The organism is Pseudomonas sp. NPDC098740 (assembly GCF_044760065.1).
Taxonomy (GTDB): Bacteria; Pseudomonadota; Gammaproteobacteria; order Pseudomonadales; family Pseudomonadaceae; genus Aquipseudomonas; species Aquipseudomonas rossensis.
On sequence record NZ_JBIWAM010000001.1, the window covers coordinates 211,679 to 223,744 of the forward strand.

At 58.4% G+C, this 12,066-nt stretch carries 11 protein-coding genes and 5 pseudogenes; 8 read left to right on the forward strand and 8 right to left on the reverse strand.

Going from position 1 to position 12,066, the window contains the following annotated elements; all coding sequences use genetic code 11:
• Positions 1–124: 124 nt before the first annotated feature.
• A complete protein-coding gene (locus ACIQU2_RS01075; protein WP_056741823.1) occupies positions 125–406 on the reverse strand; it encodes a DUF3303 domain-containing protein in 282 nt (93 codons plus the stop codon).
• 225 nt (positions 407–631) lie between these two features.
• Positions 632–1,033: a hypothetical protein gene (locus tag ACIQU2_RS01080; protein ID WP_403137817.1), complete on the reverse strand. Its 402-nt coding sequence runs from the start codon at positions 1,031–1,033 to the stop codon at positions 632–634.
• Between the two features lie 249 nt (positions 1,034–1,282).
• Between ACIQU2_RS01080 and ACIQU2_RS01085 the strand changes: the two are divergent.
• The 5 genes and pseudogenes from ACIQU2_RS01085 to ACIQU2_RS01105 all read left to right on the forward strand — a co-directional run bounded on the left by ACIQU2_RS01085 (position 1,283) and on the right by ACIQU2_RS01105 (position 3,947).
• Positions 1,283–1,921 (forward strand): annotated as a pseudogene (locus ACIQU2_RS01085) (DUF2092 domain-containing protein).
• Position 1,922: 1 nt separating this feature from the next.
• A complete protein-coding gene (locus tag ACIQU2_RS01090; protein WP_403137818.1) occupies positions 1,923–2,489 on the forward strand; it encodes a hypothetical protein in 567 nt (188 codons plus the stop codon).
• Between the two features lie 46 nt (positions 2,490–2,535).
• Positions 2,536–2,928: a GFA family protein gene (locus ACIQU2_RS01095; protein ID WP_150656047.1), complete on the forward strand. Its 393-nt coding sequence runs from the start codon at positions 2,536–2,538 to the stop codon at positions 2,926–2,928.
• Positions 2,929–2,961: 33 nt separating this feature from the next.
• The gene (locus tag ACIQU2_RS01100) at positions 2,962–3,420 is read left to right on the forward strand and encodes a metallophosphoesterase family protein (protein ID WP_347803859.1); all 459 of its coding nucleotides are present in this window, start codon (positions 2,962–2,964) and stop codon (positions 3,418–3,420) included.
• Positions 3,421–3,566: 146 nt separating this feature from the next.
• Positions 3,567–3,947: a RidA family protein gene (locus ACIQU2_RS01105; RefSeq protein ID WP_123369193.1), complete on the forward strand. Its 381-nt coding sequence runs from the start codon at positions 3,567–3,569 to the stop codon at positions 3,945–3,947.
• Here ACIQU2_RS01105 and ACIQU2_RS01110 read toward each other — a convergent pair.
• Together ACIQU2_RS01110 and ACIQU2_RS01115 are read right to left on the reverse strand one after the other, a co-directional pair.
• Positions 3,940–4,311, reverse strand: a pseudogene (locus ACIQU2_RS01110) (aldehyde dehydrogenase (NADP(+))); the annotation flags it as partial. The gene ACIQU2_RS01105 and the pseudogene ACIQU2_RS01110 overlap by 8 nt on opposite strands.
• A 61-nt stretch (positions 4,312–4,372) precedes the next feature.
• A pseudogene (locus ACIQU2_RS01115) lies at positions 4,373–4,630 on the reverse strand (lipoyl synthase); the annotation flags it as partial.
• Here ACIQU2_RS01115 and ACIQU2_RS01120 point away from each other — a divergent pair.
• Positions 4,628–5,398 (forward strand): annotated as a pseudogene (locus ACIQU2_RS01120) (GMC oxidoreductase); the annotation flags it as partial. The pseudogenes ACIQU2_RS01115 and ACIQU2_RS01120 overlap by 3 nt on opposite strands.
• A 91-nt stretch (positions 5,399–5,489) precedes the next feature.
• Here the strand turns inward: ACIQU2_RS01120 and ACIQU2_RS01125 are convergent.
• Positions 5,490–7,775 carry an Orn/Lys/Arg decarboxylase N-terminal domain-containing protein gene (locus tag ACIQU2_RS01125; RefSeq protein WP_403137823.1) on the reverse strand — a complete coding sequence of 762 codons (2,286 nt, stop codon included), beginning with the start codon at positions 7,773–7,775 and terminating at the stop codon, positions 5,490–5,492.
• Between the two features lie 2 nt (positions 7,776–7,777).
• Positions 7,778–9,181, reverse strand: a complete 1,404-nt coding sequence (gene potE, locus ACIQU2_RS01130; protein WP_403137825.1) for a putrescine-ornithine antiporter — start codon at positions 9,179–9,181, stop codon at positions 7,778–7,780.
• 184 nt (positions 9,182–9,365) lie between these two features.
• Between potE and ACIQU2_RS01135 the strand changes: the two genes are divergently transcribed.
• Positions 9,366–9,695: a hypothetical protein gene (locus ACIQU2_RS01135; RefSeq protein WP_403138297.1), complete on the forward strand. Its 330-nt coding sequence runs from the start codon at positions 9,366–9,368 to the stop codon at positions 9,693–9,695.
• Between the two features lie 101 nt (positions 9,696–9,796).
• Here ACIQU2_RS01135 and ACIQU2_RS01140 read toward each other — a convergent pair whose 3' ends face one another.
• The gene (locus tag ACIQU2_RS01140) at positions 9,797–10,513 is read right to left on the reverse strand and encodes a glycosyltransferase family 25 protein (protein ID WP_403137828.1); all 717 of its coding nucleotides are present in this window, start codon (positions 10,511–10,513) and stop codon (positions 9,797–9,799) included.
• Positions 10,514–10,898: 385 nt separating this feature from the next.
• On the opposite strand from ACIQU2_RS01140, the gene ACIQU2_RS01145 reads away from it, so the two are divergent.
• Positions 10,899–11,552: a peroxiredoxin gene (locus tag ACIQU2_RS01145; RefSeq protein WP_403137831.1), complete on the forward strand. Its 654-nt coding sequence runs from the start codon at positions 10,899–10,901 to the stop codon at positions 11,550–11,552.
• Between the two features lie 3 nt (positions 11,553–11,555).
• Here the strand turns inward: ACIQU2_RS01145 and ACIQU2_RS01150 are convergent.
• A pseudogene (locus ACIQU2_RS01150) lies at positions 11,556–11,827 on the reverse strand (cytochrome C); the annotation flags it as partial.
• Positions 11,828–12,066: the final 239 nt, after the last annotated feature.

The following is a 12,066-nucleotide window of genomic DNA, read 5'->3' on the forward strand; positions in this document are numbered from 1 at the left end:
TGTCGGTGACCTTGTTCAGAGCATAGGTGGCCGGCCGCAATGCGCCAGGATTCGCCCAGGGGAATAGTAAAAGTTCGTGCGGGGGAGGGCATGGGGCGGCGAGCCCGGCTCGCCGCCCCAACGACTATTGCTTGCCAACAGCGGCCGCCAGCAACGGCGCGATCTGTTCATCGGTCAGTGCCGCCTGGACCTCCATGGTCATGAGGTCGCTCCATTCCAGCACCCACTTCTGAATGGCCGCCGGATCACTGGCCTCTGCCACGCCAAAACCGGACGCACCACCGACGGCGTGCCAGCGTCCCAGCATCTTGACGCCCGCGGGTGGAGCCCCCCCGGTCTTGAGGAAACGCTCGATCGCGCTGTTACGATTTGCCGAACTGATAGACCAACTGACTATGAATAACATTTGCCACCTCCTGCTACGGATTGGCACCTGTTGCTCTTCGCGCACCTGGCGGGTGCCGGGACCACGGTCACGCTTGAGTTTCCAGCTTCATCCCTGACTGGCTTGAAACCATTGCTCCCATGAGAAGGCATAGCAGCGGCCAAGACTCTGCGTATGACCGCTGATCCTGTTTCATTGCCTTTTTATCAGTCCGTGGATTCAATGACATCGGCTCGCTGGAAGGACTCACGCGTCGCGCAACAGGTCGTTGGCATTGAGCAGCTCGTAGGCAATCTCCGGGCGCTTCTCCAGTGCGCGACGAATCGCGGCCGGGATCGACTGACGGGTTTTGCGGCATAGCCCTGGTTGTTCGCCAAGGTTAATACCGATACCGCGCATGGTGCGTACTTCGTTGAAACTGGGGACGATGTCTACGCGGATGCCCAACTGTTCGTACATTCGCTGTTGCAGGCGTTCCAGATCACTCAGGCTCTGGAGGTTTTCCAGGCGTTCGACCAGGCGCTTTTCCTCCAAACGGGTCAGAAACAGGATGCGCACGTCCGCCCCCGGTGTTTCCAGCAGCGGGTCACGCCCGCAGTCGCAGGCGCCGGGCGGGCAGGGTTGGCGGATCGGAGGCGTGGTGGTCATGGGGTTCAATCATAGAGTGCTCCAATCCGGTTTGCCCATAGGGTTTTTGCCCTTCTGGCGAACGGGTCACGCCGGGTCTAGGCTTAAGAGTCGTGCGCAGGCCCAGGAGCGGGATCAATGAAAGCCAACGCGAGTGTTTTCTGCCTGTTGTTCACCCTGGCGCTGATCCCCGGGGCTCGTGCCGACGATCCGCCAACACCGGACGCCACCCCGACAATTAACCCGCAAGTGGTCGATAAACTCATCGATATGGGCACCTACCTACGCAGTCTGCCGACGTTTCAGGTTGACGCCGAAGTGTCCCGGGATACCGTTCTGGAGTCCGGCCAGAAGATCAAGACCGAGGCCTCCACTGTCTTGAAAGTGGTGGGTCGCGATCGGATGTATGCCAAGACGCAAGGCGATGTTTGAACGCGAGAGTTCTTCTACAACGGCAAGAAACTGACCCAGTATTCACCGTTTCTCAAGTACTACACCACCGTGGATGCGCCGCCTGAAGTCTCCGATACGCTGCACTTGATAGAAAACCATTACGGGATTCAGGTGCCCATGGAGGACCTGTTTCTGTTTGGCAGCGATCAGGCACAGATCGATGCGCTGAAAGAGGCGCTGTACGTCGGCCCGTCGACGATCAAGGGGCAACTGTGTGATCACCTGGCCTTTCGGCAGGAGGGCGTTGACTGGCAGTTGTGGATCACCCGATCCGAGAAGCCGTTGCCGTGCAAACTGGTGATCACTACCACCGATGAACCGGGGTTTCCGGAATACAGCGCGGTGTATCGCTGGAACCTGAAGCCAGGCATCAAGGACTCGATCTTCACCTTCGCACCGGGTAAGGGCGATGTGGCGATTCCTTTGAAGAAAGCCAGTGATCAGGGAGGGGAATGACATGAACAGGACGAAGTCGTGGAGCCTGTTGTTATCGCTCGTAACCACCTCGGTACTGACGCTGAGCCTGGTCACTTATGTGGATGCCCGACCCCAGCGCGCCCAAGGGCATGCCAGGGCATCGGTCAATCGTGCGCCGCCGCCCACTGCCCAAAGGGCTCAGCGCGTCAACACCGGCAATACCGGCAATACCGCGCAACGCGCTACCAACGTCAACGCGGGCAATCGGGTCAATGCCGGCAACACGGTCGGCAACCGAACCAACATCAACAACAGCACCCGTAACGTCAACATCGACAACAGCCGCGACGTGGACATCGACGTAGACGGGCGTGGCCGCTATGGCTACGACAATCACTACCATCCGATCGCCACGGCGGCGGCCGTCACCGCAACGGTCGCGGTGACAGCGGCGGTGGTCGGGTCGATCTTCACGCCAGCGCAACTGCCCCCCAGTTGCGTGCAAGTCATCCAGTACAACACGGCTTACATGCAGTGCGGTTCAACCTGGTATCAACCGCAGTATCAGGGCAGCGATGTGACTTATGTCGTGGTTAATGCGCCTTGAGTCGGGGGGGCACGTTCCGACTGCTTGATTTTAGAGGAGACGCAGCATGGAGCGATTCACGGGTGGTTGCCTGTGCGGCAACGTCCGAATTGAGGCGTCGGGACTCCCGTATCGGGTCGGCCTTTGTCACTGTCTCGACTGCCGCAAGCATCATGGGGCGCTTTTTCATGCTTCCGCGATATTCCCTCAGAGTGCGGTGACGATCGAAGGCGAAACACGCGACTACGCCGGGCGGTTTTTCTGTCCCCGCTGCGGTTCGTCGGTTTTTTCGCGCACCGACGACGAAATCGAAGTGAACCTGGGGTCCCTGGATGCCCCAGACCAACTGATGCCAACCTACGAAAGCTGGATCGTGCGTCGCGAGTCCTGGTTGCCGCCGTTTCCGCTCACAAGACGATACGAGCGCGATCGTGATGCCACGGGTCGCTTTGAGGAGTAGGTGCCGATGCTTGAACCGGGTGTGGAATGTTGCATGAAAGTGGGCGTGATTTCCGATACCCATGGCTTGCTCCGCACCGAAGCCCTTGCTGCGCTGCAGGGTTGTGAACGGATTATTCATGCGGGCGACATCGGCAATCCCGAAATTCTCGATCAACTGGCGTCAATAGCCCCGCTGCACGTGGTCCGCGGGAACAATGATCTGGACGCCCCTTGGGCGGAAAACCTCGCCGACTGCCTATGTTTCGACCTGAACGGATGGCAGACCTTGCTGGTACATGACAGTGCCGATCTCCCAGCCGTGCTTGATGCAGGCATAAAGCTGGTGATCACCGGCCATTCGCACAAGCCACGCATAGAATGGCGCGGCGAACAGCTCTACCTCAATCCCGGCAGCGCGGGAAGACGGCGCTTCAAGCTGCCGGTGACGCTGGCTCTGCTTGAGGTGCTTGAGACCTCAATTGAGCCGCGTCTGGTCTCGCTACTGGAATGACCTTTCCCTGGATTGTTTTGGCTACACCAGTCGATGGGCGGCGTCTCCAGCCAGAAGATATCGCTATCAAACTGGGCGTTCCACACTGAGTTTTCCAGCCGCTATATACTCGACGGCCCCTTTACCCCCTCAAGCAAGAGACACCCATGGCAAACCACGATCTCACCTTTCTCCCCGACCCCGATCCGCAATCCATCTCCTCGGATGTCGCCGGTTTCGGCGGCTTGCTGGTCTCCACTCAGATCCCCACCCGCGCCGACGGCAGCCTGGAACTGGGCGACATCGCCCTGCAAAGCGAATGCACCCTGCAGGCGCTCAAGGTAGCGCTGGAGCACGCCGGCAGCTCCATGGACCGGGTTCTGCATCTGACCATCTACCTCACCGACATGGCCGACCGCGCCGCCTTCAACGAGGTCTACCAGCGCTTCTTCGCCAAGCCCTGGCCGGTTCGGGCCGCCGTTGGCGTGGCCTCCCTGGCGGTTGAAGGCATGCGCGTGGAAGTCACCGCGATGGCGGCCAAGGGCTGAGTCGGTAGGACGCCGGGCGCAAAAAGCGTTCAATCGACGTCATGCCAACCCAGGTGAAGCGGCTGTCCGACGTTGCCGGAAACGGTCCACCGTGGAGGGTGGCGAAAGACACCTCCTGAGGATGCGCGAAGGCGTTGACAACGATTCGCCCGGTGCGCCGCTCCAGGACAGGCAGCAAGCGATGATCCAGTGGCATATCGCGCTCATCAAGCTGCATGGCGGCGCTGAGCTGGCCCTTGAGCGAGCGAGCGACGGCGAGCAGTTCATCCTCATCCTTGACGTTCACCAGCAGTGCTGAAGGACCGAATACTTCTTGCGCAAGTACCGTCTCGGTCAGGAAACGTTGGCCGTCGACTTCATGCAACACCTGATCAGCGAGCCGAGCGCAGCCTACACAGAAGAGCGCAACGCACGGCGTGAGGCTTTCAAGGGGAATCGAATCCAGCAGTAAGGAGGGAATCCACAGTGCTCGTTGCCCGCTGAACTTGTTGGTCCGCATGGTAGGACGAGCGCACCAGAGGACCGGATGCAACGTTCTTGAAGCCCATCCGGGTGCCTTGTTCGGCGAACCAGGCGAACACGTCCGGGTGCACGAAACGCTGGACTGGCAAGTGACTGCGCGACGGTTGCAGGTATTGGCCGAGGGTGAGCATGTCGACATCGTGCTCACGCATGCGCTGCAGCCGGTGACGCTCAACAGCAAAATGGACCCGCTGAGCAAACTGTTGATCGGCTTGCGCTGGCTGTTGTTCAAGGACGGACTCGGTGCCACCAACCATTTCGAGGCCGGTGGTTTCATTCGCTCGGACAAGGGCCTGCGCTGGCCGGACATTCAGTTCCACTTTCTGCCCGCGGCCATGCGTTATGACGGCAACAAACCGATCAAGGGCCACGGCTTCATGGTGCTCACCGGGCCGAACAAACCGAAGAGTCGCGGTTATGTTCGGGTGCGTTCCGCTGACCCTTACGAACATCCGCAGATTCAATTCAACTACCTGCAACGCGAAGAAGACCGCGAGGGCTTCCGCCGCTGCATCCGCCTGACTCGCGAGATCATCGGCCAGCCGGCGATGGACCGCTTCCGCGACGGCGAGATCGCGCCCGGGCCACAGGTGAACACCGACGAAGAAATCGACGCCTTCGTGCGTGAAAACCTGGAAAGCACCTACCATCCCTGCGGCTCGTGCCGCATGGGCGAGGACGAGATGGCCGTGGTTGATTCCGAGCTGCGTGTGCGGGGCATCGCGGGGTTGCGGGTGATCGACTCGTCGGTGTTCCCGACCGAGCCAAACGGCAACCTCAATGCACCGACTATTATGCTGGCCGAGCGGGCCTCCGATCTGGTTCGTGGGCGCACCATGCTGCCGGCGTCCGATGCGCCCGTCGGTCTGGTCCAGGATTGGGAAACCAGCCAGCGATCATCATTGCCGGGACGCAATGTGAGGGTTTAAACCCGACGGGTTAATTGCTCAGGAGAAGACACATAAAACGGGCGCCCTCAGGGCGCCCGTTTTTTACTTTGCTGCACGTAAAGGCGCTAGCTCATTTCAACACCAGCATGCGATAAACCCCGCCCTCGCTTTCGATCCCGTGGGTGTCGTGGGTGAAACCCGGGAAGGATTTGTCGAAGGCTTCCAGCGCCTTGAGAAAGGCCAGCAACGGCCCATCCGCAGCCCCGGCGTTTTCGCCCGGCATCAACAGTGGAATGCCGGGTGGGTAGGGCACGATCCCGGTCGCGGCGATGCGTCCGGCGGCTTCTTCGAGTGTCACCTGTTCGATGTCGTTTCTGACCAGTTTTTCGTAGGCCTCCACCGGGCTGAATTCGGCTCTCGGCAGTGTGCCGAACGCCTGGGCCATGTTGGCGGTAGTTTTGTGTTTCTTCATGGCAGCGAAGATTTCGTCGGCCAGGTCCTTGAGGCCCATGCCGGCGTAACGAGTCTGGTTGGCGGCCAGCAGATCCGGCAGGCACAGTTCCAGTTCGACGTTGTCGTCATAGTCGCGTTTGAAGTCGAGCAGGGCATTGAGCAAGGTGCCCCATTTGCCTTTGGTGATACCGATGGAGAACAGGAACAGGATGGTGAAGTCGGTGGTTTTCTCGACCACGATGCCCTGACGTCCCAGGTAGGCCGTGAGCACACAGGCCGGGATGCCCGAGTCGAGCAGGTTGCCGTCGTCGCCCATGCCGGGGCTGAGCACCGAGACCTTGATCGGGTCGAGCATGCAGTAGCCTTCTTCGATGTCACCGAAGCCGTGCCATACCGCGTTGGGATGCAGTACCCAGCAGTTCGGCTCGGTTTTCAAAAGCACTGGGTCGACTTCATGGAACGGCACGGTGGCCGCGCCAACTTGCACGGTCGGCGGCTGCCAGCAGGTAAAGAACCAGTCATCCTTGCTCAGCATCTCGTTGTGCATGCGCGAGACGACCTGGCGAAAACTGATAGCTTCTTCGATCGATTCGGTGGTGAGGATTTGCCCGCTGGGCGCTTCCATCATCGCCGAGCTGACGTCGCAGGAAGCCATGATCGCGTAGTTCGGTGAAGTCGAGGCGTGCATCATGTACGACTCGTTGAAGCGCCCGTGTTCGATCGGGTTGCGGCCGTTACGCACATGAATCATCGAGGCCTGGGACAGGGCGGCCAGCAACTTGTGGGTCGACTGGGTGGCGAACACGGTCGGCTTCGAGTCGTCGTGATCGTCCGGGCTGCCGTGCATGGCGTGGCGCTCGCGGTACAGCGGGTTGAAACGCGCATATCCGTACCAGGCTTCATCGAAATGCAGACGATCGACGCTTTGCCCCAGCAACTCTTCGACGCGGGTGACGTTGTAGGTCAGGCCGTCGTAGGTGGAGTTGGTGATGATCGCGTGGACAGGTGTCGGATCGATGCCTTGCTTGACCAGCGGGTTGCTGGCGATAGCGGCTTTCACGCCGTCGGCGCTCAGGGTTTGCGGCAGGATCGGGCCGATGATGCCGTAGCGGTTCCGGGTCGGCACCAGATAGGTCGGAATCGCACCGGACAGGGTCATCGCATGCTCGGCGGACTTGTGGCAGTTGCGGTCGCACAGGGCGATCTGATTGCGCGTGACGCTGGCCATGAGGATGACGCGGTTGGACATCGACGAACCGTTGGTGACGTAGTAGGTGCGGTGGGCCCCGAACACTTTGGCGGCGTAGCGCTCGCCCTGGCCAATGGGGCCGCTGTGATCGAGTAGCGAACCGAGTTCACCGACCGAAATCGACAGGTCGGAACGCAGCAGGTTCTCGCCAAAAAACTCGTAGAAGGCACGCCCCGCCGTACTCTTTAGAAACGCTGTGCCACCGGCATGGCCGGGGGTGTGCCACGAGTACTCATAAGTCCGGGAAAACTTCACCAGCGCACCGAACATGGGAGGGAGTGCGGCTTGGCGATAACGTTCGATGGCCGCCAGGATGCGTCCGCTGAGGAAGCGGCTGGTGTCCTCGGGCAACCAGATGAAGTCGTCGGCGTGCTGCATGACCACCAATGGAATGCTCGACGCGGTGCTGCGGTCGCTGATCAAAAACACCGGCACCCGCGTGTTGCGCTCACGCAAGCTGACCAGCAATTTGATGCATTCCTCGTGGCCTTCGCTTTTGTCCATTTCCCAGCTGAGCAGCACGCATTGAATGGCCGGGTCCGAGCATAGGATCGACGTGGCGTCGCTCAAGGTTTCCGACGCCAGCACCCTGACGGCGCGTTCTTCCACATCGTTGATCAACTGATGCAGGGCGCGACCAAAGACGGTGCGTTTGTCCGGCGGGCTGCTGACCAACAGCGTGAGCATCCCGAGCGAATGTCTATATTCCGTCATGATTAAGCCTCCACTCTGACTGCTTGCAAGTTATTGACCGGCACCGGCTCGCCTGTGATGTGCTGAGCGCTGACGGTCTGTGTCGGTACGCTGTTATTGAGCGCTTCGAGGCGGATCAGGCGGTTGTTGACGAAGCCAAACAGCGTGTAACCAAAGATCGTTGCCACGCCGCCGAGCATCAATGCCTGCGCGCCCGAACTGTACAGCGCCAGGTAGCTGTAAGCCGCCGCCACCCACGCAATGATGTTGGTTATCAGCGCCGTGCCCGCCGGAACGTTGGAGACCTTTTGAATGGTCATCAACGCGGCCATGGAGAGGATGTAGGGCACCAGGTTGGTGACCACCGCGAGGTTGACGAGCGTGTCGAACTGCTTGCTCAGGTCAGGGCTGATGGTGAGAAAAGCCAGCGCCGTCTGCACTGCCAGCAGCACCAGCATGCCGACAATGGGTGTTCCGGCCTTGTTGGACTTGGCAAAGATCGACAGGAAATAACCGGTGTCCGCGGAGCTTTTGTAGACCTGAGCGATGGTGAATTGCCAGCCCAGCAGCGAACCGATGCACGCCAGTACCATCGCGGCCATCACAATGTCGCCGACCAGAGGGGTGAACATCTTGGCAAAGACCAGCCCGAACGGTGCAGTGGAGGAGGCCAGTTCAGGGTTATCGACGATACCGGCGATGACGTTGGTGGAGACGATGTAGATCACCGCCGCGCCGAGGGTGCCGCCGAGTACCGCAATCGGTACGTTCTTCTCCGGATTTTCCACGGCATCGGTGTTGGCGCACGCCGACTCCAGGCCGAGGAATGCCCATAAGGTGATCGCCACCGATGCACCTGCGGCTTCGAACCAGCCCATGTTGTGGGGGTTCCAGCCGGCGGCGTAGACACTGCTGTCGAACCAGAACCAGCCAATGGTGGACACCAGCACCACCGGCGCAATCACCCCCCAAACAGTAATCGCACCGATCCGGCCGGTAATCCGCGCGCCACCGAAGTTGGCGAAAGTGGTGATCCACAACAGAGCGATGGTCGCCAGACCCACTTGCAGTGAACCCAGTTCAACATGGAGCAGCTCCTGGATATAGCCGACCGCCGTAATACTGATCGCCACGTTGGCAATCAACAGCGAGAGGCCATAGGTGTAGTTCGTGATGTAGTTGCCCGCCTTGCCGAAAGTGTATTCGGCATAGCCGCCCATGCCTCCGGTCTTTCGGCTGAGCATCCCGCAGCGCGCAAAGGCATAGGCCAGCGCCAGGGAGCCGGTCGCCGTGATCAGCCAGGAAAGAATGGAAATACCGCCGACTTCGGCGAGTTTTGTGGGGAGTAGCACAATGCCTGAGCCCAGCATGTTGACGGCTGTCAACATTGTCAGTTGCCCCACCGTCATTTTCTTTGCGACTGACATTCCGTTGCCTCTTTGGTTGGCGGGAGAGAGCGTTAGCTATAGCAAAGGATTGAAATGCCGCAAGAAATGTCCGTAAGACACGGAGAAAACAGGCTATAGCGCACTTAAGGCATTTTGCTGGCCCCGAAGTCTGAAACTTTTGACCAAAATCAATTTATTTTCAGTTAGTTGGGATCGAATGCAAATGCGGAATGTAATGGTTGCGCTGATTTCGTTAGGCTTGGCGAGCGTTGCTGCTTCTGTCCAGGCCAAAGAACTGGCATCGAATGATCGTTACCTTTGCAGCTGGGGCGCAGGTACTGCGGCGAGAGCCCAGGAACTCAAGCAGTCCGGGGTTTCACTGTATGCAGCGCGGCAGAAGTTACATACCTACAAGTTCAGCAAGCCGTGGATGCACATGATGGCGATGGGCATTACCGAGCAGACCTATGACAGTCATTCGCGGATGAAGCCCGCAGCCCTGCGCGAGAGCTTTTACGAGGAGTGCGTCCGCTACAAGTTGGCGCGCAAATGACGAGGGCGGTCCGCCACAATCACCCGGACACGGCTCCTGCGCCGTGCCTGGCTGGTTACGTCAGGCATTAGGTACTTCAGACCTTCCCTAAAGAGAGAAAACTATCGAGTTCTTCTCAGGTTTTTTGCCTTTAACCTCCTGAGCATACCCATTACCGGCTGCAGGAGAGGCACCCTGTCAAAGATGGAAAGCTCATGCAGATCCGTCCGCGAGGGCCTTTGATAGCCACAATTCCAGGTAAAGTAGTAAGCCAGAATTTCTTTATTCTTATGAATAAGCGTATTGAGAGCAGCGTCATAATGCATCGGACCTCCGTCAGGATGTCCCGGTGGTCGCTCCAGAACCTGGAATAAAAAATCCCTCAATTTCCCAAAGCATTTCCCGTTTACAGCATAGAAATGGGCCAAATGTATTGGCCGGTCGACTGCTTTCCACGCGGGCAAGTTTGAATTTTCTTCAAACGGATGCCCAAAATAGACGATGTCCCACTCCATACCTTCCAGAGACTCGATCGCCTCTCTCCCATATTGGGAAATATGTCTGGAAAACTGTATGTCGTCCTCCATGATCAAGATATTTTTCAAATTCAGGCGCATTGCCTCTTCCAGCACCCCCAGATGACTTAAAAAGCAGCCTCTGACCCCGACGCTCGGGAAGCCATTTCCCTCACTGGGCGTAACAGCCTCAAAAAAGCCTATTTTTTCATCATCAATTTGAAAGCCGTTGCGAGCGAATTCTTCTACTGTTTCTAAACGGCGATCCTTTCTTGACGAGATATTGATGATTCTTACTCGATCAAAATATTCGATCACATTCATCTGTCAGGTCCTTAGCGCAGACAATCAGGGCAGTTGGATTGGGGAACCCGCAGATTTCGGAAAAAATCGTACGCAAGCACTGCCGACAGGAGGCAATCCCTTACGTCTTCTGGGGTGTGTTCGTTTTCTCTATCGACCCCGGATTGCAGTATAGGCAGCATTTCCGGATGAAGTTTTAGTCTCGTAAATCGGCGTGCAGCACCAGTTCGAGAAGAGCCGTCAGAGAGGTGCTCAGTGAATGGGAACCGGGCGGAAAGCTCCGATAGGTCCGGGCATTTACCCGCTGGCGCCAGCTCTTCGGCGGGGTGCAGAGCGAAGTCTTCAAGGTCTCCTATACTGGATCGTTCCGAGAGTTTCCCTACCCTTCACAGCGAGGAGAACGCACATGACCATTCGTATTGGCGACGAAGCACCGGATTTCACCGCCGAAACCACCGAAGGCACGCTCCATTTCCACGAATGGATTGGCGACAAGTGGGCCATCCTGTTCTCGCATCCGAAGGACTTCACCCCGGTCTGCACCACTGAACTCGGTTATATGGCCGGGCTCAAGCCGGAGTTCGACAAGCGCAACACCAAGATTGTCGGTCTCAGCGTCGACCCGGTCGGTAACCATCAGACCTGGGCCAAAGACATCGAAGAAACCCAAGGCCATGCGGTCAACTACCCCATGATCGGCGACGAGAATCTGGTGGTGGCCAAGCTCTACGACATGATTCACCCGAACGCCAGTGGCGGCGCTCGTACTGCCGTGGACAACGCCACGGTGCGTTCAGTGTTCATTGTCGGCCCGGATAAAAAGATCAAGGCGATGCTGGTCTACCCGATGAGTGCCGGGCGCAACTTCGATGAAGTGTTACGGCTGCTCGACGCTATTCAGTTAAACGCCAAACACACGGTTGCCACGCCGGTGAACTGGCGTCCGGGGGAGGACGTGATCATTCCTACGTCGGTATCCGACGACGACGCAAGGAAGAGGTACCCGGATGGCTTCAAGACGGTGAAACCTTATTTGCGTACGGTGGCGCAACCGAAGTAATGGTCAGTCATTCATCCTGTCTTCAATCACGATGCCTTTCACGCGCATTGCATTGATCTGCTCGGCGCGGGTGCCAGGGAGGTTGAGCATGGTTCCCTGGCGCAGCGCCGAGACTTCTACAGTGTTCCAGGGCTGAGAATGCACGGGGAGCCTTTACCTGCCATGCCGTCTTCATGCGTCAAAAACTCTCGGCCGCCGGGTACTTTCAGAAAGTTGCCGACAAACCCGCCTTTACAGGCGTCGTCGGCGGTCGAGCCCATGCCATTGCCAAGGTGCTTCGTTGCCCGGTAAGGGCGCTTGCCGGGTCGTGTGCCAGCGTCCTGATGAGGGCTAACGCCCATGCGTGAAGCTATTACACATGGATAGAATTCACAGAGCTGACGTGCTCGTTGTGGCGTTATTCTGACGCCATCCTCCCTGAAGTGAAATTTCGATTTATTATTGTGACGAGCTGTTGACGTAATGGCGATGTGCTTATAGGCTCAATGTAGCCGATAAAGATTCCTTCAACCGA

Excerpts from the sequence above, each read along its gene's own strand:
- ACIQU2_RS01075 (WP_056741823.1), bottom strand. The coding sequence starts at position 406 with ATGTTATTCATAGTCAGTTGGTCTATCAGTTCGGCAAATCGTAACAGC.
- ACIQU2_RS01080 (WP_403137817.1), bottom strand. The coding sequence starts at position 1,033 with ATGACCACCACGCCTCCGATCCGCCAACCCTGCCCGCCCGGCGCCTGC.
- ACIQU2_RS01090 (WP_403137818.1), top strand. The coding sequence starts at position 1,923 with ATGAACAGGACGAAGTCGTGGAGCCTGTTGTTATCGCTCGTAACCACC.
- ACIQU2_RS01095 (WP_150656047.1), top strand. The coding sequence starts at position 2,536 with ATGGAGCGATTCACGGGTGGTTGCCTGTGCGGCAACGTCCGAATTGAG.
- ACIQU2_RS01100 (WP_347803859.1), top strand. The coding sequence starts at position 2,962 with ATGAAAGTGGGCGTGATTTCCGATACCCATGGCTTGCTCCGCACCGAA.
- ACIQU2_RS01105 (WP_123369193.1), top strand. The coding sequence starts at position 3,567 with ATGGCAAACCACGATCTCACCTTTCTCCCCGACCCCGATCCGCAATCC.
- ACIQU2_RS01125 (WP_403137823.1), bottom strand. The coding sequence starts at position 7,775 with ATGACGGAATATAGACATTCGCTCGGGATGCTCACGCTGTTGGTCAGC.
- potE (WP_403137825.1), bottom strand. The coding sequence starts at position 9,181 with ATGTCAGTCGCAAAGAAAATGACGGTGGGGCAACTGACAATGTTGACA.
- ACIQU2_RS01135 (WP_403138297.1), top strand. The coding sequence starts at position 9,366 with ATGCGGAATGTAATGGTTGCGCTGATTTCGTTAGGCTTGGCGAGCGTT.
- ACIQU2_RS01140 (WP_403137828.1), bottom strand. The coding sequence starts at position 10,513 with ATGAATGTGATCGAATATTTTGATCGAGTAAGAATCATCAATATCTCG.
- ACIQU2_RS01145 (WP_403137831.1), top strand. The coding sequence starts at position 10,899 with ATGACCATTCGTATTGGCGACGAAGCACCGGATTTCACCGCCGAAACC.